The organism is Pacificibacter sp., assembly GCF_039769035.1.
Classification (GTDB): domain Bacteria; phylum Pseudomonadota; class Alphaproteobacteria; order Rhodobacterales; family Rhodobacteraceae; genus Celeribacter.
On record NZ_JBDMZG010000176.1, the window covers coordinates 23,439 to 45,825 of the forward strand.

The following is a 22,387-nucleotide window of genomic DNA, read 5'->3' on the forward strand; positions in this document are numbered from 1 at the left end:
CTTACTCCGGGATGAACAAGAGTGCCGGTGTTTCCAGCAAAGATTTCAATTTCTGGACAAACACAGCCGCATCCATTCCGTCGATGACGCGATGATCGAAGGAACAAGAGATGTTCATCATTTTGCGTGGCTGAAATGCACTTCCGTCCCACATGGGGCGCATGGCCATCTTATTGACGCCCACAATCGCAACTTCGGGGTGGTTGATGATTGGTGTCGTTGCAATCGCGCCAAGTGGACCCAGAGAGGATATCGTAATCGTCGACCCTGACAGCTCGTCGCGCGAGACTGTGCCATTTCGAGCAGCCGATGATAGACGTGAAAGTTCCGCGGCATTCGCCCACAAGCTGCCGGCTTCGGCATGCATCACGACAGGTACTGTCAGGCCCGAATCCGTCTGCGCCGCAATGCCGATATTGACCGCATTGCTTTGGTGCACGATGCCTGCCTCATCATCATAGGTCGCATTTATTTCCGACTGTTCAGCCACAGCTTTGACGACTGCGGCCATGACAAACGGCAACATTGTGAGCTTGCCTCTTGTCTCAGCATGAGCCGCATTCAGTTTTCCACGCAGAACTTCCAGATCGGTAACATCGATCCCTTCGACAATCGAGATATGAGGAATGCGCGCCTTGGACAGTGCCATCTTTTCGGCAATTATTCGGCGCATTCCTTTGATCTTGATGTCTGTTCCGCCAACTTTTGGACCGACACCCGTTGCGCGTGTCACCGGACCGGCCGCGATAAAGTTATTGAGATCTTCATGTGTGATGCGTTCTGCCGGACCTGTTCCTTGAACCATGCGCAAGTCAATCCCTGCGTCCAATGCGCGTTTGCGTACCGAAGGCGGTGCCAGCGGTTTTTCACCCGAATTTAAAGGACGTTTGGCTGCCCGAGCCGCAAGCTTGGTCGCTTGAGGCACAGGCGCAGGTGCTGGCGTAGGTACTGGCTTATCCTTAACGTCGACCGTTGGGGTCTGCGCTTTGACTGAATTTTCAGTATCCGGCTCGGAAGGATCTCCGTCGCCGAGAACGTCCAACTTGACCAACACAGCACCGATAGCCAGTTTTTCGCCAGCCTCGCATGCGATCCAAGTGACAGTCCCCGCCGCCGAGGTAGGCACTTCGACCACAGCTTTGTCGGTCATGACCGAGCAAAGGACGTCATCTTCAGCGACGATGTCACCGACCTTGACCATCCATTCGTCAATTTCGGCCTCTGCAATGCCTTCACCGATATCGGGAAGATTGATTTCATAGATTCCCATGGCTTAAGCCTCCATCACGGATTTCAAAGCGGTGCCCACCCGATCAGGACCGGGAAAGTAATCCCATTCCTGCGCATGAGGATAGGGCGTGTCCCAGCCAGCGACACGGGTCACGGGCGCTTCGAGATGGTAGAAACAATGCTCTTGTACTAAGGCGCTCAGTTCTGCGCCAAAGCCGGATGTTTGCGTTGCCTCGTGCACGACAACGCAGCGCCCCGTTTTTTCCACGGAAGCGACGATCGTGTCCAAATCCAAGGGCCAAAGCGTGCGCAAATCTATGATCTCGGCGTCAATGCCGGTTTCTTTTGCCGCAGCTTCCGCGACAAAAACCATCGTGCCATAAGCTAGAATTGTAACGGCTTCGCCCTCGCGGAAAACGGAAGCCTTGCTAAGGGGCGTCACATAATACCCGTCGTCCACATCACCCAATTCGTGGTCTTTCCATGCGGTTACGGCCTTGTCATGGAGGCCATCAAACGGGCCGTTATAAAGCCGCTTTGGTTCAAGGAAAATCACCGGATCGGGGTCTTCGATAGAAGCCAGAAGCAGGCCCTTTGCGTCGCGTGGGTTGGAGGGCATCACCACCTTGAGACCGGCCACATGGGTGAACAAGGCTTCGGGGCTTTGCGAATGTGTCTGGCCGCCGTAGATACCCCCGCCTGTCGGCATGCGGATCACCATCGGGCAGCTAAACTGCTGATTGGACCGATGGCGCAAACGCGCAGCTTCTTGCGTGATTTGGTCATAGGCGGGAAACACATAGTCAGCGAACTGCATTTCAACGCATGGTCGCATGCCCTGTGCTGCCATCCCGATGCCCAACCCAACGATTGCCGATTCATTGATTGGCGTATCGAAGACCCGCTCTTCACCGAATTTGGCCTGTAGGCCAGCGGTGCATCGAAATACCCCTCCGAAGAACCCTATGTCTTCGCCGAAAATAACAACTTTTTCGTCACGGCTCAGCGCTTCGTCCATTGCGCTGCGCAGCGCCTCGATCATGGTCATTTGTGTCATCTTAGAACCCCGCGTCTTGGCGTTGGCGGCGCAGGTGCTCGGGCATCTCAGCATATACACCTTCGAAGGTTGCGGCTTTTGACATTGGCTTGGGGGCGATGAACGTGCCAAATTGTTCGACAGATTTTTGCACGGTTGTCACGTCGTCCAGCATTTCTGCTTCCATCTGTGCATGGCGTTCTTCGCTCCAAATGGCGCGGTTGATCAAATGCGTTTTCAATCGATCGATTGGGTCACCCAAAGGCCATGCACGGGCTTCTCCTTTGGGGCGGTAGCTTGAAGGATCATCGGCAGCAGAATGCGCAGCTGCGCGATATGTAAACCATTCGATGACAACTGGCCCATGGCCTGCACGGGTGCGTTCCACGGCCCAACGGGACACGGCTGCGACAGCCAAATAGTCGTTGCCGTCAACCCGCAATGCTGGCAGGCCATACCCGCGCGCGCGATCGGCATATGTTTTGGATTTACCACTGGCCACTCCAGTATAGGTCGAGATGGCCCACTGATTGTTGACGATGTTCAAGACCACCGGTGGCTGGTAAGTCGATGCTGACAACAGCGCGGAATTGAAATCGTTAGACGCTGTTGCGCCGTCGCCAATCCAACCGGCTGCGATCTGACCGTTACTGGTGAGGGCGTTGGCCATTGCCCAGCCGACGGCCTGAACAAACTGGGTCCCAAGGTTGCCTGAGATTGAGAAGAATCCGTAATCCCGAGACGAATGCATGATCGGCAATTGCCGCCCTTCAAGCGGGTCTTTGCTGTTCGAATAAATTTGCCCCATCAAGGCGTCGAGCGGGTAATCGGCCGCGACCAATAGGCTTTGCTGCCGATAGGTTGGGAAGTTCATGTCACCGGACGCGAGCTGTCTTTGAAATCCACAGCCGATCGCTTCTTCACCGGTGCACTGAAGGTAAAACGACGTTTTCCCTTGGCGTTGGGCGTTCAGCAACCGCACATCAATCGCGCGCATCTTCTGCATATCACGCAGGCCTTGCAGCAAGATGTCGTCGCCCAACTTGGCAACGTAGTCAGCCCAAGGCCCCACAGCGTTGCCTTCATCGTCCAACACGCGGATGAGACCGTTTGCAAAGTCTCGCGCGCCTTGAGCATCCAGATCAAGAGGCGGCACAGGCAGAGTTCCGGCCGCAGGAATATCCAGCAGGGAAAAGTCTGGGCTTTGACCCGGACGCGCGGGTGGTTGCGAGAATGTCAGCTTTGATTGGTTCATTTTGCTTGCATCCGAGTGCCCGCATCAAGGCGGATGATTTCACCATTGAGCATGACGTTGGTTGCGATGTTTTCGACCAAACGCGCGAATTCGTCAGGGCTGCCAAGTCGTTTCGGGAATTCACTGATGTTTGCGAGCGCGTCTTGCACGTCTTGAGGCATGCCGCTCACCATTGGTGTCAGAAACACGCCTGGTGCAATTGCCATAACCCGCACGCCTAATTTCGCCATGTCACGTGCCATTGGCAAAGTCATCGCAGCGACGCCGCCTTTAGAAGACGCGTATGCAATTTGCCCCATTTGCCCCTCAAACGCGGCGATCGAGGCTGTGTTGATAATCACACCGCGTTCCCCATCGTCCATTGGTTCGGCTTGCGACATACCCAGAGCGGATTGGCTGGCCATGTTAAAGGTTCCAATGAGGTTTACATTGATAACCTTGGCGTAAAGCACGGCATCATGAGCGGCCCCACGAGAAACAGTTTTGGCCGAAGGCGCGATACCTGCACAGTTGACTGTAAGGCGCTCCTGACCGTTTTTTGTTCGGATCTCTTTCAGGGCTGCGGCAACCTGTTCGGCGTCGGAGATGTCCGCTTGCGCCGAGACAACTCCGCTAGGTGCTTTGTCAGTATTCAGGTCGATGACACCGACGGGAACACCTAACGACATGAAATGTGAAGCGACTGCAGCCCCGAGGCCCGATGCGCCACCAGAGACAACAACGGGTGTGTCTAATTCAAGTTTCATGCTTGATACCTCTTTGCCAATTCACGGGAAATATTGATTTTCTGGATCTCGGAGGTGCCTTCGTAAATCTGGCAGACCCGAGCATCGCGATAGATCCGCTCGACAGGGTGGTCAGCAAGGTAGCCATACCCGCCCAACACCTGAATAGCGCCGGAACAGACCCGCTCAGCCATTTCACTGGCATAAAGTTTGGCGATTGATGCCTCTCGCAAACACGGGGCGCCAGAATCTTTGACACGCGCAGCGTTCAAGACCAACTGCCGCGCGGCTTCGACTTCGACATCCATCTGCGCCAGTTTGAAGCCAACCGCTTGGTGCTCGAAAATCGGTCGACCAAACGCTTGACGTTCGGCGGCATATTGAACTGCATAGCTAAGCGCGGCTTGCGCCATCCCAACGGCCTGAGCAGAGATCCCGATCCGGCCCGTTTCCAATGCGGAAAGCGCTATGCCAAGACCTTGCCCCTCAGCGCCGATCATATTGTCAGCGCTGACAACCATGTCCTCGAACCGCATGGCGCAGGTGTCCGACGCTCTTTGTCCCATTTTGTCCTCGGGCGGCCCGACGACCATGCCCTTGGTTGTGTTCTCCACATAAAACGCGCTGGTGCCTGCCTTTCCAGCCTCAGGATCGGTGACCGCAAAAACGATCGTTGCACCAGCAATTTTGGCAGACGAAATGAACTGCTTGTCGCCGTTCAATACCCAATCGTTTCCGCGTCGCACTGCACGCGTTCGGATCGCTTTGGCATCTGAGCCGGTGTGTGCCTCGGTCAAAGCAAAGGCACCAATGAACGCCCCTTGTGCTGCTGGTAAAAGCCACGCGCGGCGCTGTGCGTCGTTGCCAAACTTTTCGAGAATGGAGCAAAACGGTGCGTTGTGCACTGACATCATTGTTGAGACAGCACCATCACCTTCAGCGATTTCCATAAGCGCGAGAGCATAAGAAACATAGTCGGCCCCTACGCCGCCATTTTCATCCGACACGGTCACGCCCAATAGGCCCAGTTCACCCATTTGTACGATCACCGAAGGTTCAATGGCACGACTTGTTTCACGCGCTTTTGCGCCCAGCGCCAATACATCCTGCGAGAAACTGCGCGCAGTATTTTGGATAAGGATTTGTTCGTCAGTAAACACTGGTCACTCCCGTTCTATCGCAATGGCCAAACCTTCGCCGCCGCCGATGCAAATTGCGGCCACGCCACGTTGGGCGTCCCTTGCTTCCATGGCGTGCAGCAAAGTAACGATGATCCGCGCACCAGATGCGCCAATGGGGTGACCAAGAGCACACGCCCCGCCGTTCACATTCATCTTTTCAATCGGAATGCCGAGCGCGTGCATGAAGACCATTGGGACAACCGCAAACGCTTCGTTCACCTCCCATAAATCGACCTCGTCGATCGACCATCCAATACGGCTCAGGAGCTTTTGCGTCGCAGGGATTGGAGCCGTGGAAAACCATCTGGGGTCCTGCGCATGACCTGCCCATCCCACAATTTTCGCACGCATGGGCAATTCATCTTCAAGCGCCTTGTCCCGGGACGACAAAACCAATGCCGCCGCACCATCAGAAATCGACGACGCATTCGCGGCTGTAATCGTTCCGTCTTTGGCAAATGCTGGACGCAACAGTGGAATTTTGTCTGGTCGCGCTGACTTGAGCTGTTCGTCCCCATCAACAACAACGTCACCCTTGCGGTTCGTCACCGTTACAGAAGTGATCTCCGGCGCAAACGCCCCGTTTTTCTGGGCAAGATTCGCCCTAGACAAAGACCTGAGCGCATATTCATCCTGCGCCTCGCGCGACAATTGATATTCTGTGGCGCAGACTTCTGCGAAAGCCCCCATCAACGCGCCTTTGTCATAAGCATCCTCAAGCCCATCCAAAAACATGTGGTCGTCAAGCTGGCTATGACCAAGACGGGCACCGGACCGGCTGTTCTTGGACAAGTACGGGGCACGCGTCATGCTTTCCATTCCACCGGCTATGACAAGTTTGGCAGAGTTCGCAAAAATTGCATCATACCCCTGACACACCGCCTTCATGCCCGATCCGCAGACCTTGCTTATTGCCGTTGCAGGAACCTCGTGGCCAAGACCCGCGCCAAGCGCTGCCTGCCGCGCAGGCGCTTGACGAAGACCTGCTGGCAGCACATTCCCCATCAAAACCTCATCGACCGTTAAGTCATGAGACCCCAGTTGAGCTAGGGCGCCTTTGATTGCGACCGACCCGAGAAACGTTGCTTCCACATCTGAGAAGCATCCTTGGAACCCCCCGATAGGGGTGCGTTTTGCAGCGCTGATGATAACTTCGGACAAAATGATACCTCTCTGACTCCGCGAACACGGCTCTTGGGGATCACTCTAGGAAGAAATTTAAAATATGTGCTTTCAAATAATTTGAGATTATTGGCCATATGAAAAAGGAACATCTAAAAATATTGTATTATTAGAAATTTTCTTCTACAAATAGATCATGAAGCCAATAGATACACTTGACTGGAAGATTCTCGCAGCGTTGCAACAAGACGGCCGCCTTTCAAACGTCCAACTCGCCGAGGCAGTTGGCCTATCGGCAAGCCCGTGTTGGCAACGTGTAAAGCGGATGGAGAGCGACGGCCTTATCCAAGGCTACACGACTGTTTTGGATCAACGCCTGTTGGGGCAGTCGGAAATCGTCTTGATAGAGGTCACGCTTGAACGCCACGAGGGCTATCAACTCGAAGATGTCTGCCTACAAATCGCAGAGTTCCCCGAAGTCTTAGAAGTGCACATAACATCCGGCGAACTCGACTGCTTTGTAAAAGTTGCGTGCGACGGCACGCGTGGTTACGAAGAATTTTTGAAGAACAAACTTTACAAAGTTCCTGGAATCCGCAGCTCAAAATCTTCATTTTCACTAAGATGCTTTAAGAGCAGTCAGAGCGCGTTGATCCCCACCTAGGAACAAGACGTGGCGCACGATTGCACTTCAACAAACAGTCAAACAGAAAAATAAGAAGCCAATTTACTTCAGTCACTAGGGACTGGAGCAGCACACCACTACGGGGCCTGAAGGGCTCAAAATGATGCAGATATTCATACATGTTGTAGTATCGGCAAATGAGGGCTCGAAGCCGACCTCGGATGCGGCGCAGCATTTTGTGATATAGTGCAGCGTCAACGTCGGGTTGTCGATGTTGGAGGGCGTGGCGAACAGGAGAAACTGTCGTGCAAACACCAAACTTACCGGCCATTCGCGCGCTTCGCCCTGCTTGGAATAAGGGGCGCATCGTGGGGCAAAAGCGGCCACTGAAGCCCAAACATGTCTGGGCGATCCGTGTCAAGCTGGAACTTGCTGAAAACCATCGCGATCTGGCATTATTCAATATGGCAATCGACAGCAAACTGCGCGGGTGTGATCTTGTGCGTATGAAAGTCGCCGATGTCATGGCGTCCGGACAGATGAAAGAACGGGCATCAGTGCTGCAAAGCAAAACCCAAAAACCGGTGCGGTTCGAGATTTCTGCAGGCACCCGCGTCTCGGTTGCGAAGTGGATGGAAGATCCGTTGATGGTTGGATCCGAATACCTCTGGCCAGGGCGTTTCCACGAGCGGCTTCACATCTCCACGCGCCAGTATGCTCGCATCGTGCGGGATTGGGTTTCATCCATCGGTTTGGAAGTAACCGCCTATGGCACCCATTCGATGCGGCGCACAAAGGTCACTCAGATCTATAAGAAAACGGGCAACTTGCGCGCTGTTCAGCTGCTGTTGGGGCATACGAAGATGGATAGCACAGTTCGTTATTTGGGCGTTGAACTCGAAGATGCGCTAGCAATAGCCGAAGCGATCGAAATGTAAGTATTTGGGCCGTTCGACAAGGACGGCCCCAAACCGAACCTTCGAACATTCAGCAACGAATGACTGCTTTGGGGTTATGCAAGCCAGAGGTTGTATGGATCCAAATTAGTGGCGTGCGGATGGATGATGACCATTCTTTTTGCTTAGGTCGTCTTGCCCGCTATTCGGAAACAACTTCTCCGGAGCCACCGAAATCAGTAGGAAAGTCTTTCATCTTGGGCAGCCCGTCTTTCATCGGCAACACGGACTCGGCGTAGTTCACGTGAATGCCAGGTTTGAACTCGACGCTTTGAACTACGGCGGCATAAACGTCGATCAGCTTAAGACCCGGATGTCCTGTCATCAAATGACCCCCACACTTGGCACACCATTTTCGCTCACTGTTTTCTGTGTGGCTGTATTGGAGAACGTGCTCCTGTCCCTTTGTGATCCTGACTTGGTCCGGCTCCCAAAGTATAAAGGCATTGACCGGCCCGGCAGACCAGTGACGACAGCTCTCGCAGTGGCAGTATCCCATGCCTGCGGGCTCGCCGGTGACTTCGATCGCAACGGCACCGCAAAAGCACCGTCCTCTATGGATTTGAATCGACATGGATATCCTCCTTTTCTAGATGTGGATCAGTCCGTGAACGTTGCCGGTTGAGACGGACTGCGATTAATCGTGAGATTGAAGACGTCTGGCCGTGCATAGTGGCCGCTTGCATCAAACTTGCGTCGGGAGGCGCGTGCCTCTGACGGATCGAGATCAGCGAGCAGAAAACCCTTTTCCTTGTGCATCGGTCCGGCCATCTGTCCGCCGAAAGGCCTGTAGACTACGGCGTCGCCGGGATTGATCCACTCCTCCTTGTTGGGAAAAAGCTCGTCATAGAACGGGATGCCCTCGGGAATATCGGACGTTTCCAGAGAAGTGGCACAACCGACCACCCAACAGCCGCCTTCCCGGGCTATATGTTGCATCGTGGCCAGCCAGGTATCACCGCTGTCCCAGGTTGGGGCACAGAGAATGTCGATGCCTTGCGCGTAGAGTGCAAAACGGGCGAGTGGCATGTAGTTTTCCCAGCAGATAAGGGTCCCAACACGTCCGACCGCGGTCTCTACAACCCGAAGACCTGACGCATCTCCAAACCCCCAGACCATTCGTTCGGGGTTGGTTGGCATCAGTTTGCGGTGATTGTTCACGATCGAACCATCGGCATCGATCACAGCGCATGAGTTGAACAGTGTCGAGCCACTCATTCCACTGTCGAGCTCATTATATCCGACAACAAGAACGACCCCGTGTTCGGCCGCGGCATCTCTCAGCGGATCAAGCCCACCATTTATTCGATCAATTGAGTTGTCCTGAAGAAGAGCAAATAACTCATCCGACTTTCCCATTCCGGCACCTGGCGCTAGACGCCAAACGAACGTGGGATACCCCGGGAACCAAGCTTCAGGGAAGACGATCAGTTCGGCGCCTTGCGCGGCCGCGGAACCGATAAGTTCACAAGCGCGCTCCATCGTTTTTGCAAGGTCGAGATAGACTGGTGGTTCCTGTATTACGCAAAGTTTCACATCGTTTCCTTTCGAGTGATTGATTTTTTCGAGAGTTTGCATTTGCTCACTTGGTGCCGGCAGCGACGACGAGTTCGCAGGGTCCAATGAAACCGTCCGCGGTCTCAAATTCGGAAAGAGCATCACCAATTTCGGCCCAAACCGCTTCCTGCGCTTCGGGCTCAATACCGCTGAGCATCTGATGCAATGCGCCGAATGACTCCCGCTCAAAACGCAGGCAGTCGGCTGCTTTCGGGAAAACGACTGGAGCGCTAATCACCTTCTCTTCGATATCGCGAAAACCGGCGCTCTCCAGCACGCTGGTGAGTGCTCCAGGTGACCCAATACTGAACGGTCCGGGTTGACCGACGGCAGGTGGTGGCAATTGCGCGCGGTCGCGGATGATGGAAATGGGCTTGGAAAAGAAACCGTTATTCTCTGGCGTAGAATAGACAATCGCTGCAAACCGGCCGCCTGGCCTCAATGCGCGCATTATGTTGGTCAATGCCCTTTGCTGATCGGGAAAATAGATGAGTCCAACCCGACTGATTGCCGCATCAAAGCTGTCAGGTGCCACATCAAGATCTTCGCCGTCGGCCTCCAGTGTTTCGACATTGTGCAGCCCTTGGATGCGCGCATTCTCCAGTGCGTATTCGAGAATATCAGGGGAAATGTCAGTGGCTAGGATACGGCCGGATGGACCCGCGCGCTGCGCCGCAACCAACGTCTGCTGTCCCGCGCCTGCCGCAATATCCAGAACCGCGCTCCCTTGCCCGACCTTTGCCATATCGAGCATTACGTCGGTCGCTGGACCCAGCCAGGTTGCCAAGAACCCACCCCAGGCGTTCCACGCTTCCGCCGCATCCTGCCATTGCTGTCGTGTCGTTGCTTTGTATGTCGCTGCATTAAAGGCCATTTTCCGCTCCTCGCTAGTGCCGTTTCGATCTCTTTCGTCCGGGCGTTCCTTCATCATTCGCAAAACGGTCATCAAGCGTCCCGAAGAAAAACCTAAGAAAATGCTACGTTTCGGCTATAGTGCTGAAAAAATGGGAAAAGTGGTCATGTACAGGAGACTCCAAAGCGCGCCCATAGATGGTCGAGCGTATGCCTGAAATACGTTTAGGAGAAGCGCGCGTTCATACCGAGACAGGTAAGATTCGGAGCAAGAAGGGGGAAGCTCATCTTGAACCGAAATCCATGGCTGTTCTGCATTTTCTCGTTGAGCGGCATGGTAAGGTTGTAAGTCGCGAGGAATTGCTGGATGCCGTATGGCCTGGCATACATGTGGGGGATGACTCGCTCACTGCCGCAATCATTAAGATCCGCCGCGCATTGGGCGACGACGCGCGTAACCCGGCGTATATCGAGACAATCCCAAAACGTGGCTACCGCCTGATTCCTGCAGTGGAAGTCTCTGCAAATGCTGCTTCAGGCAGTTCAGAGGCGGTTGGAGAGCCGGGGCTAGTAAGGTCGGGCCACAAGATTCTGCGAGTCCTTACGGCGGTTTTGGCTGTGCTTGGAGTCGCGCTCTATCTCGTCCTTCCCTTGAGCAACCCAGCCGAGCAGAAGCAATCAACTGTCAATGCCCAGGCAGTTATTAAGGTGATGCCATTTGCCAACGTCAGCGGTGATCCCGAGCAGGATTACTTAGCTCTCGGGATCAGTGACACCGTTCTGAATGACTTGGCCCATCAGTCCGAGTTTGCCGTCCGACAGGTGCTCGAAAGCGGGGATGCACTGTCCCCTCCTCCGGACTACATCTTGCAGGGCAGCATTGCTCACATCGGCGATCGTCTGCGGGTTGTCGCCCGTTTGCTTGATGGAGGCGACGGTGAAGTCCTCAAGGCGCTTCAATTCGACAGGCCCTTCGACGAACTGTTGGCCATAGAGGACGAAATACGAAAAAACCTGCTGAGCGAAATCTCTTACTCAATTATTGAAGAGGAAAGGTCCCGGCGCGCACGTGGTTACACTGAAAATGTGACCGCCTATGATTTCTTTTTAAGGGGTCAAAGCCAGCTTCTCGTTCGCACCGCTGCAACAAATTCCCGTGCAAGGGAGCTTTTTCGAACCGCAATCGCAGCTGATGAAGCCTTTGCCCGCGCCTATGGCGGGCTCGCGCTCAGCTATGCTGCGGAATACCGAAACGGTTGGGACGATGACGGCCAAGCAGCGTTGGAAAACGCGCTAAAATTTGCCCAGACTGCGATCGGTATCTCGCCCGACCTGCCCGAGCAGCATTGGGTGATCGGGTACGTCCAAACCCAACAAAGGCAGTACACAGTGGCCGAGACGCATCTCAATCGAGCCATAAAAATCTCTCCAGGGTTTGCTGATGCCTATGCGCTTCTGGGTGGAATTGCGACATATCGTGAAAATCCAGAAGACACGATCCCACTTCTGCGTGAAGCGCTGCGGATCAATCCAAGTGCAGGCTACCTCTACTTTCTTCTTCTTGCCCGAGCGTACTATTTCTTGGGTGACTACGAGCAGGCACATATCAATCTCAGCGAAGCGCTAAACCGAAACCCAGAAAACCTAGAGTCTCATCTCTATTTAGCCGCGACTTTGCTTAATCTCGATCGCGCGGATGAGGCTGAATGGGAAGCAATGGAAGTCTTGGGTCTAGATCCCAACTTCAGCCTTGGAGTTTGGAGCGAAACTTATCCTATGAACCAAGGAGTTCAACTCGATCGGTTTCTGGCAGATCTCCGCCTTGTCGGATTCTCTTAAAAGAACCTCTGTGGTCTTTGTCTCAGTGCGTCGACTACGCTTTTCAACCGACCGGCTGCTTTGGGGGCAAAGCAGACTTTCGCTGCGCAACACACATGTGTTTTATGTTGAAGGTTCGCTTCTTCTTGAATTGAGGTCAAGCTTTGCAACTGCAGCGAATTCACACTTTCCGCCCTTAGCACGGAACACAGGCGGCGCGATCTATGATCTGCAAGCCATGCTTGAGGCCGCACTTTGTTCTACGCAGCTTTCACCGTGCCTCAGCCCCATAAAAGTAGCAGCACCGACCTCGAGCAGCCTTAACGCAAAAAAACCACCCGAAGGTGGCTAAGTTTTTGTCTTTATGCAGATAAATTTGGTTGCGGGAGGGCGCAACCGCAGAAGTCTACCAATGCTCAAGTGCGTGTTTTAGTTTATCGTCCCAACAATTACATGGCCGCTCCAAATCAACAGATGGCAGATGGTCTATTGGCCAACTAGGAGCGAATTTAGTTATGGTGACACGACATCGCCTTTGCAAAACAGATAGCATCGAAGTGAGCACATGCGGGTCGCCGGAACGGCAGGTCCATGTGCTCACGTGTCTTGTCGCTCTTCTATTTTCTCGCCCGCTCAACCGCTTTCATTGCCATTGATCTCACGTCAGCTTTTTGAACTTTGCCATTGGCGTTGCGGGGAATTGCGGCACTGGAAATACCCCAGTAATCTGGCACCTTATAGTCGGCAATTCGGCGCAGAAGGTAATCACGAATGTCTTCGTGGTTTAGCGTCTCGTCCTGTGTGGAAATCAGTGCAAACGCCTTTTCTCCCAAGATGGGGTCCGGAACACCGACAACGGCACAATCTTCGATGGCGTGATGGCTCAATAGTTGGTTTTCAACCTCGGCACTGAAGACCTTAAATCCACCCCGATTGATCATATCTTTCAATCGATCATGCACATAGACAAAGCCATCCGCATCGATGGTTCCGATATCTCCGGTTTTCCAAAAGCCTTGATGGTAGGCGTCTTTGTTCGCAGCCGGGTTGTTCCAGTATCCTGGGCTGACATTCGGACCGCGCACCCAGATTTCTCCGGCTTCACCGTAATCAAGTTCAACCCCGTCCTGATCAACGATTTTGATCTCATCACAGTGGAGAGATAACCCGACGCTCGAAGAATTTTGTTCGGTGAGTTGTGGAGGCATCATGGTACAAACAGCGGTTGTTTCCGTTGCCCCATACGCGTTTACCATACGTAGGCCAGGGATGAGTTCGCCAAACCGTTCAATCGTAGCAGGTGACATCACCGATCCGCCGTAAATGGCATAGATCCATGAACTTAGATCATAATTTTCAGCTGCCGACTTCATCACCAAAAGCTGATACATCGCGGGCACGAGAACGGTATAGGTGACGTTCTCGGTTTCGATGAGTTCCAACAAATCATTTGGAGAAAACTTGGGCATCAAAACAATCGTACCCGCCGAGGCAAGCGTCACGGAAATCAATGGCCCGAAACCCGCGATATGTGTGCCCGGGATCGCGAGTACGCTTTTTATTGGACGGTCGATTGCAAGCGCGTAGACATAATGCAGACAGGTGTGGACCAAATTGGAATGCGTGAGACAGGCCCCCTTTGGTTTTCCTGTCGTTCCGGACGTATAGATAATGACGGCCGTATCAGAGCCATCAATGGCGGGAATCGGTGCCTGTCCGAGCGTCTTGACAGACTCCAACATGCCAGAGAGCCCTTCGTCTGAATCAATAAGAAAGAGCTTTTTGATAGAAGATGTTTTTGGAAACTTGCTGCTCCATTCTGATGCAGAAATTGCAAGAATTGGCCGGCTGTCTGAAAGAATGTGATCAATATCTGCCGGACCAAGACGCGTGCCCAAGGGAATAGCGATACCACCGGCACGGATACAGGCCAGCATCGCGACCAAAAATTCCAGCCGATTGTCGAGCAGCACCACGGCTCTGTCGCCAGGAGCCAAGCCAGCCTCAATGAAGGTATGTGCAACCCTCGTGATCATCGCGTCAAAGTTGCGCCAATTAATTCGCCGCTCGCCACATACAACGGCTTCGCGTTCAGCTGAGGTCAATGCGGAAGCACGGATCATAGCATCGTAATTTTCAGGTTTGTCCCTGAAAACTTGCGACAAATTCAGCCCTGTCTCGAGAACCTCATTTATCTCTTGGTCGACGATCCAGCTTCCATCTTTGTGCTCGCCAAATGGAGGTTGCTCATTGCCAGTTGGTGTTAGCGGGTTGCAGAGCAACCCGTTGATCATTGTTTTATTGGTCATTCGAACCTACGCTTTGCCACTGCACATTTTATTGAACTCTGCGCCAGTCATAAGATCCCGACCCAGACCTTCGCAGATTGTCTTTGCGATTTGGAAGACCTCAAGGTTTGACTGAATCAGCTCATCGCTATGCGGCCACTTCCAAACGGTGTCTTCCATCCCAACGCGAATATGAAGCCCCATAAGAAGGGCAAGCGTTGACAAGTGCAAGCTTGCGCGGCCGCCAGCACACACAACGATGTTCGCATCCGGGTCCACTTGGCGAATGAGATCGACCTGACGCACCAGACCATTGATCATGCTCTCTGGGTTATACATTGGGGTACAACCAGGCAGACCAGCAAGCAGCAACCACGTCACAGGGCCCTTTACGACACCACTGTCAATCAGGAGACGACGCGCATTGTCGATATCACCATCCGTGTACACCGCAAGCTGAGGTGTCATGCCCGCATCAATAACCTGACGCGTCTTTTCAATGATCGTATGAGGCGGCTTAACAAACAGGTTGTCGCCCAAAATCAAAGCCGTTGTGTTGATCGGCACTGCGCTCACAAGACGGTTGTCTAGAACGTGTTTCATCTCATCTGCTTCATCACCATCGACAGCAACGAGACATGCATCGAGCGCGATTTTTGGGTGCGCCGTGCGCAGTTCACCTAGAACTTCGTTGAACAGCCCATAGTCCAGAACGTTGTAACCTTTTTTGTCGCGAACGTGGATGTGAATGATCTGTGCACCCGCATCAACGCATTCATTTGCCGACTGGAGGATTTCCTCAACCGATTGGGCTTGGTTCGGGTTTTCGGCCTTGGTGTAAAAGGCACCGTTGATCGCGACAGAGATTGCGGCACTGGGCGGGCTCTCCCAACGTGGCATCTGTTCCGCGCCAGAGATTGCGCTTGCGCCAACCGACATGACTTCGGGATAGCCATACGGGCGCCAATATGTTGTCGCGCCTTCTGATTCTGTGAACTTCTTTACTCTGTCCCAGACAATCGTGTTATTTTCCATCTTCGATCTCCCATTTCTCAATATCCCCCGAGCACCAGAACCAGCCGTTTGCAAAGCACGGTGCAAGGTCTAGGAGAACCTAGAATCGGGTTCAGATCTTTGCTCTGCAGTGCGCAGTCAAAAAATATTCCAATTCAGCCATTTCCATGAATTCGAGGAACTCTAAGCAATATTTGGGCACCAAGACTTTGGTGAAATTGCCCCATATCGGGCAAAGAGGATTGATGTGGTTCTCTAAATTTTGAATGTGTTCTCAGGCCAGATTTCCACGTCAGTCAGGGGAGGTATGACCATTTGGTTCCACGGGACACTAGCCACCGCGCGTGAAATTTGTTATTGTTTACGTATATTTGGACGCGGAACACAGGACGCTCACTGGCATGAAACAACAATTAGAAGATAGCGACAAATGGAGTCTAGCTAACATTCGAATTCTGGCCATGAGCTTTAAAAGCGGGGACACTGTTGAACGCCATAGCCATTCAACAGGACAGTTGATTTATGCGGTGAGCGGCATCATGGAACTGCGCACAAATGATAAAATCTGGCGCATTCCTCCTCAGCGTGGGCTATGGATGCCGAAGGAAATCGAACATGAAATGACAGCCCTAAGTGATGTTGAGCTGCGAACGGTTTACCTTCGAGATGACGAAACAACCCCCGAAATCAGTGCCGAGCAGCAGGTCATTTCTGTAAATCCTCTGCTGCGAGAATTGATCTTGCGCGGCCTTGATATCGCTGACAGCCAAGATGCAATTGCGTTCAAATCTCAGATTCTGTCGCTTGTTCGGATGGAGCTTCAAGAATTGGTTCTCGACGGCATTCTCAAGTCACGATGGGAACTTCCGCTTCCTGCCGATCTCGACAAACGTCTCTCTAAACTGTGTGAAGCAATCATCGAAGATCCTGGCAGCAAGATGACGCTGGACGAATGGGCCAAGTCGGTTGGAGCTTCAACACGAACGTTGTCTCGTCTCTTCCAATCCGAATTCGGGACGTCCTTTAACAGTTGGCGCCAACAGGTTCGTATCTCATCTGCTATGTTGCAAATAGACCAAGGGAAACAAATCACCACGATTGCGGGTGACCTTGGGTATGAAACGCTTACGGCTTTTTCTCAAATGTTCAAAAAAGCAACTGGCAAGACACCGAGCAGTTATGCCGCTCAAAAGGACTCGAGACGCTAACGCAGGGTCTACAATCATTCCGTTTGATAGTTGGTTAGCGAGTTCCTAACGCGCGGGCCTCGATACACTCGACATACGTTTTGGGGCAATTTCGAACCATCTCGTGTTCGAAATTGCCCCACCAACATTCGCATCTTTTGCCTAACTCGCCACCGCCCTAAACGGCAAGCTGCTCGCCTTCTGAATTGGGGCGACGATGAGCCAATAAGTCGAACAAATGACACCGCACGGCACAATCGTCCGCGGCCAGATAAAGATCAGGTTCCTGCGCCTCGCATAGCGGATCGACATGCATGCAGCGAGACGCGAACCTGCATCCGCGCGGCGTATCGATCGGCGAAGGCACATCGCCCTCAAGAACAACTCGTTCGCGATTCACAAGCGGATCGGTATTCGGAATCGCCTGCATAAGGGCTTGAGTATAGGGATGTTTGGGTCGGCGCATCACGTCTTGGACCGCACCCATTTCAACGACGCGGCCAAGATACATCACTGCAATTTTGTCGCAGATATATCCAACCGTCGCAATGTCATGCGAAATGTACAACACCGCGAGCCCAAGGTCTTGGGACAACTCGTCCAGAATCTGCAGAACGCCAGCCTGCACAGAAACGTCCAGCATCGACACGGGTTCATCCGCCACAATAAATTCCGGATCAAGAACAAGTGCGCGTGCAATTGCGACACGTTGACGTTGTCCCCCAGACAAATCCGCAGGATAGCGGTGCTCATAATCTTCGACGGGCAGACGCACATGCGTCAGCGCCTCGCGGACTTTTTCTCTTCGGGACACGGGATCGCCTTTGCGATGAATCTTCAGCGGTTCTTCGACAATCTCGCCAATTGTCAAACGCGGGTTGAGCGAACTATAGGGGTCTTGAAAGATGATCTGCGCTTTTGATCGAAAGGACTTTAGCTCGTTGCCTTTGATTTCGGTGATCGACTCGCCCTTGAACTGAATGTCGCCTGCGCTTGGTTCGTGCATCCGAACAAGCGTCATCCCAAGTGTAGATTTACCACATCCACTCTCTCCGACCAGGCCAACGACTTCGCCTGATCTGATTGAAATATCGATCCCATCAAGCGCCTTCGCCACTCTCGCCGGCTGACCCGTAAGAGCCGCGATAATACCACCGCTCAGGTTAAAGTGTTTCTTAAGATCTTTGGCTTGTACAACAGTGTCGCCAAGTTTGTGCTTTCTCATGTGAGGTCTCCGGCGCCAATCGCCCAGGTTTCGGATTTATTGGCGATTGTTCTGAACTGTTCGGTCTTGTCGACGTGGTGACAGGCGACCCTACGGCCGTTCGATTTCTGGATCAGTGTGGGCTCTTCTGCGGAACATATCTCGGACGCCAAGGGACAGCGGTTTTGGAACCGGCACCCTTTGGGCGGATCAAGAAGGTTCGGTAGACTGCCCGCAATCGAGATAAGCGGCGGTCTTTCTTGGCCCTCTTCAAGCATCCGAGGAAAGGCGTTGTGCAAGCCGATCGTATAAGGGTGCTCAGGCGAAACCAGAACCTCTTGAACAGGACCTGCCTCGACGATTTTTCCTGCATACATCACCGCAACGGTGTCACAATTTTCAGCCACCAACCCGATGTCATGTGTTACCAAAATCATGGATCTTTTGAGCATTTCTTGGATCTTCCGAATGCTCGCCATAATCTGATCTTGCATGATCGGGTCCAAGGCTGTCGTCGGCTCATCCGCGAGCAACAGGCCCGCGTTCAAGCTCAGCGCCATCGCAATCACAGCGCGTTGGCGCATGCCTCCTGAAAACTGATGCGGAAATTCGTGAAGTCGTTTCGGCAGCAAGCCCACAAGTTCAAAGAGAGACTCCGCACGTTCCCATGCGATATCTTTGCTCACCTTTTCATGAGCAAGGATGGATTCTACGATCTGATCGCCAATACAGACAACCGGATCAAGCGAGTTCATCGCGCTCTGTGTGACCAATGAAATTTTGTTCCAGCGGACATCCCGCAGTTCAGATTGCCCCATCGCAAGAAGGTCATCACCATCAAGCTTGACCTCGCCGGTGACCTTTGTGCCCTCAGGAAGAAGCCGCATCAGTGCCTTAACGACCGTACTTTTGCCGCAACCGGATTCACCGACAAGCCCCAGAACACTGCCAGGCTGGAGATCAAAGTCGATCCCATCAAGGGCATGAAAATATCCGTTTCGGGTTCGGTAAGACACCTTAAGATCGCGCACGGAAAGCTCAACCGATGGTTTGCGTTCAAGACGCGCGTCTAGGTTCGTTTTAGAGTTGGTCATTTGTCGCCTCTCAAACGTGGGTTGTTATATTCTTCGAATGCGCGTCCAACGAGATAAAGCGCAGAAATGAGCACCACCAAAGCAAGTGAAGGGGGAACAACCCACCACCAAGCGGTGCGAAGATTGCCGCTTGCAAAGGCTGTGTTAAGGATTTGACCCCATGATGTCGTGGATGGATCTCCAAGGCCGATAAAGCTGAGACTTGCCTCTGTCAGAATGGCGAATGCCACCGACATCGTCACCCAGAGAAACACGACGCGGAACACGTTTGGCACGATGTGTTTTAGAATGACATGCGTGTGCGATGCGCCAGCCGCGCGGGCCCAACGGACGTAAACACGTTCACGCTCTGTCAACACCGCAGACCGGATAATCCGCGCGCCGTTTCGCCAGAAAAGTACAACGATTACGATAATTGTGTTGTTGATGCTCGGCCCAAGAAGCCCAACCGCGACAATGGCAAAGGGAAGCGTTGGAATTGACAATGCAATATCGGTGATCCGCATCAGCACATCGTCGACGATCCCGCCGAAATAGCCTGCGACTACACCGAAAAGTGTTGAGATAATTCCGACGGCAAACGCCCCCAGAAAGCCAACAAGAAGGGCCACTCGAAAGCCCAAGATGAACTGAGAGAACACATCGTGACCAAAGGTCGTGGTCCCGAACCAATGGTCAGCTGTGGGGGGCTGAAGTCGGTTGAGCCGTCCAGTTTCGGTCAGTGCGGCCTCAAACGGGGGATGTGTTGCGATGAATTCCGCGAAGATCGCAATGAGGACATATATCGCGATAATGATCAATCCTACGAGGGCAAACCGGTCGCGCAAGACGGCCTGAAACGGACCTGTTAACCATGAATAGCGTTGCCGCGAAGAAGTTGTTTTCGTTAAGTTTTGCATGAGATGCTCTTATTTATAGACGACGCGTGGGTCGAGTTTCCCGTAGGCAAGGTCAGCGGCAAGATTTGCCAACACGATCATCACCGCCATTAGGAAGAACGCAGCCTGCGCAAGCGGGAAATCCTGACGTGTCACGGCAAGAACCAACTCGCGGCCAATTCCAGGCCAGCTAAAGACGATTTCGATGACGACAATGCCAGCAATTGTTTCCGCCAAAGCAGGGAACAACCACGTGATCAATGGAAGCAACGAGTTCCGCCCAGCGTGCCAAGCAACACGTTTTTCAGAGACACCCTTCGCACGTACCAGTTCAATATAATCCTCGTGTTTATTCTCGACGACACCGGAACGCATAAGAAGCAGGTTCTCGGGCAGAAAATAGATGATGACGGCCAAAACGGGCAAAATGAGATGGATGAAGAATTCGACCTGCAAGAAGCGCGCCCACCCTTCTTTGCCATGAGAATCCCCCATACCAAAGCCAGGCAGCCAGCCGAGCCAGCTTGAGAAAATCGCCAAGAGAGCAATCCCCAAAATGAAGCTTGGTGTGCCGCGGATGATCGTCGCACCAAGGACGCCAGACCGTTCGATGACCCCACCTCGGCGAGACCAGCCCACAATCATGCCCAAGCCCGAACCGATCAGCGCCCCAAGTAACAACCCGGGCAAAGCGATCCACAAGGAGTTCACAATGCGTGGCACAAGGACGTCCCATACCGGTTGGCGATAGAAGAAACTGTCCCCGAAATCGCCGACTACGAGGCCGCCAATATAACGCAAATATTGATCCCAAAGAGAGCCTGTCAGCCCCCAACGCTCCAAGAGGGCTTGGCGGGCTTCTTCCGACATTCCCCGCTCAACCATCATTGCGGTTGGGTCGGCTGGAACGATCCGAAACATGAAAAACATAATCGTAGTGACCGCGAAAATAACCAATATCGATTGGATTAGTCTGCGGATGATGTAAGCGCGCATAATCGCTTCCCAAAGTTCGTGTTACGTAAAAGAAAGTGGTACTGTCCCCCCACGAAAAGGGGGGACAGCCCATACAGTTTTGTTGAGGTCTTAGTTTACCGGAAAGTGGAGATTGCCTTGTGCATCCCAGCCGTAACCGGCTTCCTCCAAGATTGATCTCGCGGCTTGGATATCAAAGTCGATTGCTTCGATCTCTGAATTATACCACCGACCAAGAGCGCTTGGCACAGGACCCTCGGCAGCCGGCACGGCAAACCCTTGCCACCCTTCAATCATGACGCGGTTCTTATCGCTGGCGGTCCGGATCGCGCGGCGGAACGCACGGTCACTGAACGGACCACTTTCGTTATTGCCCCAGACGTAAAGCGTACCGTGGGATGGCACTTCGATGAACTCGATGCTGTCTTCTTGTGCGGCCAAGTCGGACATAGAGGCCACCGGCAATACGGTCGTCGCGATGTCACCTGTGCCATCTGACATGGCGGCGCGAATTGCATCGGCCTGACCAAGAGCGAGGCGGCGGATACCATCGTAATCAGCAGCTTCCCAGTGGTCAGCAAACGTCGCAAGTTCGTGCACTTCATTTGGACGCCATGTTTGGAAACTAAACGGGCCGCTTCCGATCACGGCTTTGTCTGCCACAACATCCCATTCCAGAAGATCGCCGTCATGCGCAGACCAAATATGTTCAGGCAAAATAAACATATAAGTCAGCACAGTCATTTCAAAGGCTGCATCTGGTTTTTCTAGATTGATCCGGAACGTCAGGTCGTCGACTTTCTCAGCGTTGACGATGTTTGAGGTCCGAGACGATACCGCCGGTGGCTGTAGGTCAACAATGGTGTTGATCGTATATACAGCATCCTCAGCCGTCACAGCTTCACCATCATGGAAAGTCATGCCTTCGCGGAGTTTGACGTCCACAGTCGTGTCATTCGTCCACTCCCAGCTTGCCGCAGCCCAAGGAACAGTTTGCCCGTCCGAGTTGTTCTTAGCAAAAGTGTCATAGATGAAACGCATCCAACCGACCGCGCTTTCCTCGGCCAAAGGATTGTAAGTACTTACATCCTCGAAATAGGCCCAATCGAGCCAGCGGTCCTCTGTAAGCGGTGTCGCCTGAAGCCATGGGTTAACCAATTCTTCGTGCGCAGCAACAGGTTCGGGGCTCGTAACGTTGGCCCATTTGTCTGAGTTATAGACAATCCCGTTGATCCGGTTGATGACTGGGAAGAATGGCATTTCTTCGACAAACTCTTGCTGAAGCGCGTGAACCGCCTCGACGCGTTCTTCTGGATTGATAAGGGCGCGTTGCGCAGCTGCGCGTTCGCTATACTCTTCGTCACACCACTTAGAGCCGTTACGACGCAGG

Annotated in this window: 20 protein-coding genes; 4 read left to right on the top strand and 16 right to left on the bottom strand. The window is 53.1% G+C overall.

What is annotated here, in order from left to right; all coding sequences use genetic code 11:
- Nucleotide 1: 1 nt before the first annotated feature.
- From ABF287_RS14700 to ABF287_RS14725, 6 genes are read right to left on the bottom strand one after another with little or no spacing between them, the layout of a single operon-like run.
- Nucleotides 2–1,270, bottom strand: a complete 1,269-nt coding sequence (locus ABF287_RS14700) for a dihydrolipoamide acetyltransferase family protein (protein ID WP_347185750.1) — start codon at nucleotides 1,268–1,270, stop codon at nucleotides 2–4.
- Nucleotides 1,271–1,273: 3 nt separating this feature from the next.
- Nucleotides 1,274–2,287 (bottom strand): alpha-ketoacid dehydrogenase subunit beta, encoded by a 1,014-nt coding sequence (locus tag ABF287_RS14705; protein WP_347185751.1) that lies wholly within the window; start codon nucleotides 2,285–2,287, stop codon nucleotides 1,274–1,276.
- Between the two features lies 1 nt (nucleotide 2,288).
- Nucleotides 2,289–3,521: a thiamine pyrophosphate-dependent enzyme gene (locus ABF287_RS14710; protein WP_347185752.1), complete on the bottom strand. Its 1,233-nt coding sequence runs from the start codon at nucleotides 3,519–3,521 to the stop codon at nucleotides 2,289–2,291.
- The gene (locus ABF287_RS14715; protein ID WP_347185753.1) at nucleotides 3,518–4,267 is read right to left on the bottom strand and encodes an SDR family NAD(P)-dependent oxidoreductase; all 750 of its coding nucleotides are present in this window, start codon (nucleotides 4,265–4,267) and stop codon (nucleotides 3,518–3,520) included. Before ABF287_RS14715 ends, ABF287_RS14710 begins: the two co-directional genes overlap by 4 nt.
- A complete protein-coding gene (locus ABF287_RS14720) occupies nucleotides 4,264–5,406 on the bottom strand; it encodes an acyl-CoA dehydrogenase family protein (protein ID WP_347185754.1) in 1,143 nt (380 codons plus the stop codon). The genes ABF287_RS14715 and ABF287_RS14720 overlap by 4 nt, the downstream gene beginning before the upstream one ends.
- Nucleotides 5,407–5,409: 3 nt before the next feature.
- Nucleotides 5,410–6,588 (bottom strand): thiolase family protein, encoded by a 1,179-nt coding sequence (locus tag ABF287_RS14725; RefSeq protein WP_347185755.1) that lies wholly within the window; start codon nucleotides 6,586–6,588, stop codon nucleotides 5,410–5,412.
- Nucleotides 6,589–6,745: 157 nt separating this feature from the next.
- Between ABF287_RS14725 and ABF287_RS14730 the strand changes: the two genes are divergently transcribed.
- Together ABF287_RS14730 and ABF287_RS14735 are read left to right on the top strand one after the other, a co-directional pair.
- Nucleotides 6,746–7,213: an Lrp/AsnC family transcriptional regulator gene (locus ABF287_RS14730; protein ID WP_347185756.1), complete on the top strand. Its 468-nt coding sequence runs from the start codon at nucleotides 6,746–6,748 to the stop codon at nucleotides 7,211–7,213.
- Between the two features lie 266 nt (nucleotides 7,214–7,479).
- Entirely contained in the window at nucleotides 7,480–8,112 is a 633-nt protein-coding gene (locus ABF287_RS14735; protein WP_347185757.1) for a tyrosine-type recombinase/integrase, read from the top strand.
- 160 nt (nucleotides 8,113–8,272) lie between these two features.
- On the opposite strand, the gene ABF287_RS14740 is transcribed toward ABF287_RS14735, so the two are convergent.
- Genes ABF287_RS14740 through ABF287_RS14750 form a run of 3 tightly spaced genes read right to left on the bottom strand, consistent with a single transcriptional unit; the run spans nucleotide 8,273 to nucleotide 10,561 of the window.
- Nucleotides 8,273–8,704, bottom strand: a complete 432-nt coding sequence (locus ABF287_RS14740) for a GFA family protein (protein ID WP_347185758.1) — start codon at nucleotides 8,702–8,704, stop codon at nucleotides 8,273–8,275.
- Nucleotides 8,705–8,730: 26 nt separating this feature from the next.
- Nucleotides 8,731–9,708: a carbon-nitrogen hydrolase family protein gene (locus ABF287_RS14745; RefSeq protein WP_347185759.1), complete on the bottom strand. Its 978-nt coding sequence runs from the start codon at nucleotides 9,706–9,708 to the stop codon at nucleotides 8,731–8,733.
- A gap of 4 nt (nucleotides 9,709–9,712) precedes the next feature.
- Nucleotides 9,713–10,561 carry a class I SAM-dependent methyltransferase gene (locus ABF287_RS14750; protein ID WP_347185760.1) on the bottom strand — a complete coding sequence of 283 codons (849 nt, stop codon included), beginning with the start codon at nucleotides 10,559–10,561 and terminating at the stop codon, nucleotides 9,713–9,715.
- A gap of 176 nt (nucleotides 10,562–10,737) precedes the next feature.
- On the opposite strand from ABF287_RS14750, the gene ABF287_RS14755 reads away from it, so the two are divergent.
- Entirely contained in the window at nucleotides 10,738–12,378 is a 1,641-nt protein-coding gene (locus ABF287_RS14755; RefSeq protein WP_347185761.1) for a winged helix-turn-helix domain-containing protein, read from the top strand.
- Between the two features lie 596 nt (nucleotides 12,379–12,974).
- Here the strand turns inward: ABF287_RS14755 and ABF287_RS14760 are convergent.
- On the bottom strand, nucleotides 12,975–14,666 hold the full coding sequence (locus ABF287_RS14760) for an AMP-binding protein (RefSeq protein WP_347185762.1): 1,692 nt from the start codon (nucleotides 14,664–14,666) through the stop codon (nucleotides 12,975–12,977).
- A 6-nt stretch (nucleotides 14,667–14,672) separates the two neighbouring features.
- On the bottom strand, nucleotides 14,673–15,680 hold the full coding sequence (locus tag ABF287_RS14765; RefSeq protein ID WP_347185763.1) for a 3-keto-5-aminohexanoate cleavage protein: 1,008 nt from the start codon (nucleotides 15,678–15,680) through the stop codon (nucleotides 14,673–14,675).
- A gap of 380 nt (nucleotides 15,681–16,060) precedes the next feature.
- Here ABF287_RS14765 and ABF287_RS14770 point away from each other — a divergent pair, with 380 nt between their 5' ends.
- Nucleotides 16,061–16,867 (top strand): helix-turn-helix transcriptional regulator, encoded by an 807-nt coding sequence (locus ABF287_RS14770; RefSeq protein WP_347185764.1) that lies wholly within the window; start codon nucleotides 16,061–16,063, stop codon nucleotides 16,865–16,867.
- Nucleotides 16,868–17,024: 157 nt separating this feature from the next.
- Here ABF287_RS14770 and ABF287_RS14775 read toward each other — a convergent pair whose 3' ends face one another.
- The 5 genes from ABF287_RS14775 to ABF287_RS14795 form a co-directional block, all read right to left on the bottom strand.
- Nucleotides 17,025–18,071, bottom strand: coding sequence for an oligopeptide/dipeptide ABC transporter ATP-binding protein (locus tag ABF287_RS14775; RefSeq protein WP_347185765.1), 1,047 nt, complete (start codon nucleotides 18,069–18,071; stop codon nucleotides 17,025–17,027).
- Nucleotides 18,068–19,144, bottom strand: coding sequence for an ABC transporter ATP-binding protein (locus ABF287_RS14780; RefSeq protein ID WP_347185766.1), 1,077 nt, complete (start codon nucleotides 19,142–19,144; stop codon nucleotides 18,068–18,070). The genes ABF287_RS14775 and ABF287_RS14780 overlap by 4 nt, the downstream gene beginning before the upstream one ends.
- Nucleotides 19,141–20,043, bottom strand: a complete 903-nt coding sequence (locus ABF287_RS14785; protein WP_347185767.1) for an ABC transporter permease — start codon at nucleotides 20,041–20,043, stop codon at nucleotides 19,141–19,143. Before ABF287_RS14785 ends, ABF287_RS14780 begins: the two co-directional genes overlap by 4 nt.
- Before the next feature lie 9 nt (nucleotides 20,044–20,052).
- Nucleotides 20,053–21,018 carry an ABC transporter permease gene (locus tag ABF287_RS14790; protein ID WP_347185768.1) on the bottom strand — a complete coding sequence of 322 codons (966 nt, stop codon included), beginning with the start codon at nucleotides 21,016–21,018 and terminating at the stop codon, nucleotides 20,053–20,055.
- A gap of 90 nt (nucleotides 21,019–21,108) precedes the next feature.
- A partial coding sequence (locus ABF287_RS14795) for an ABC transporter substrate-binding protein (protein ID WP_347185769.1) occupies nucleotides 21,109–22,387 on the bottom strand: 1,279 nt, incomplete at its 5' end.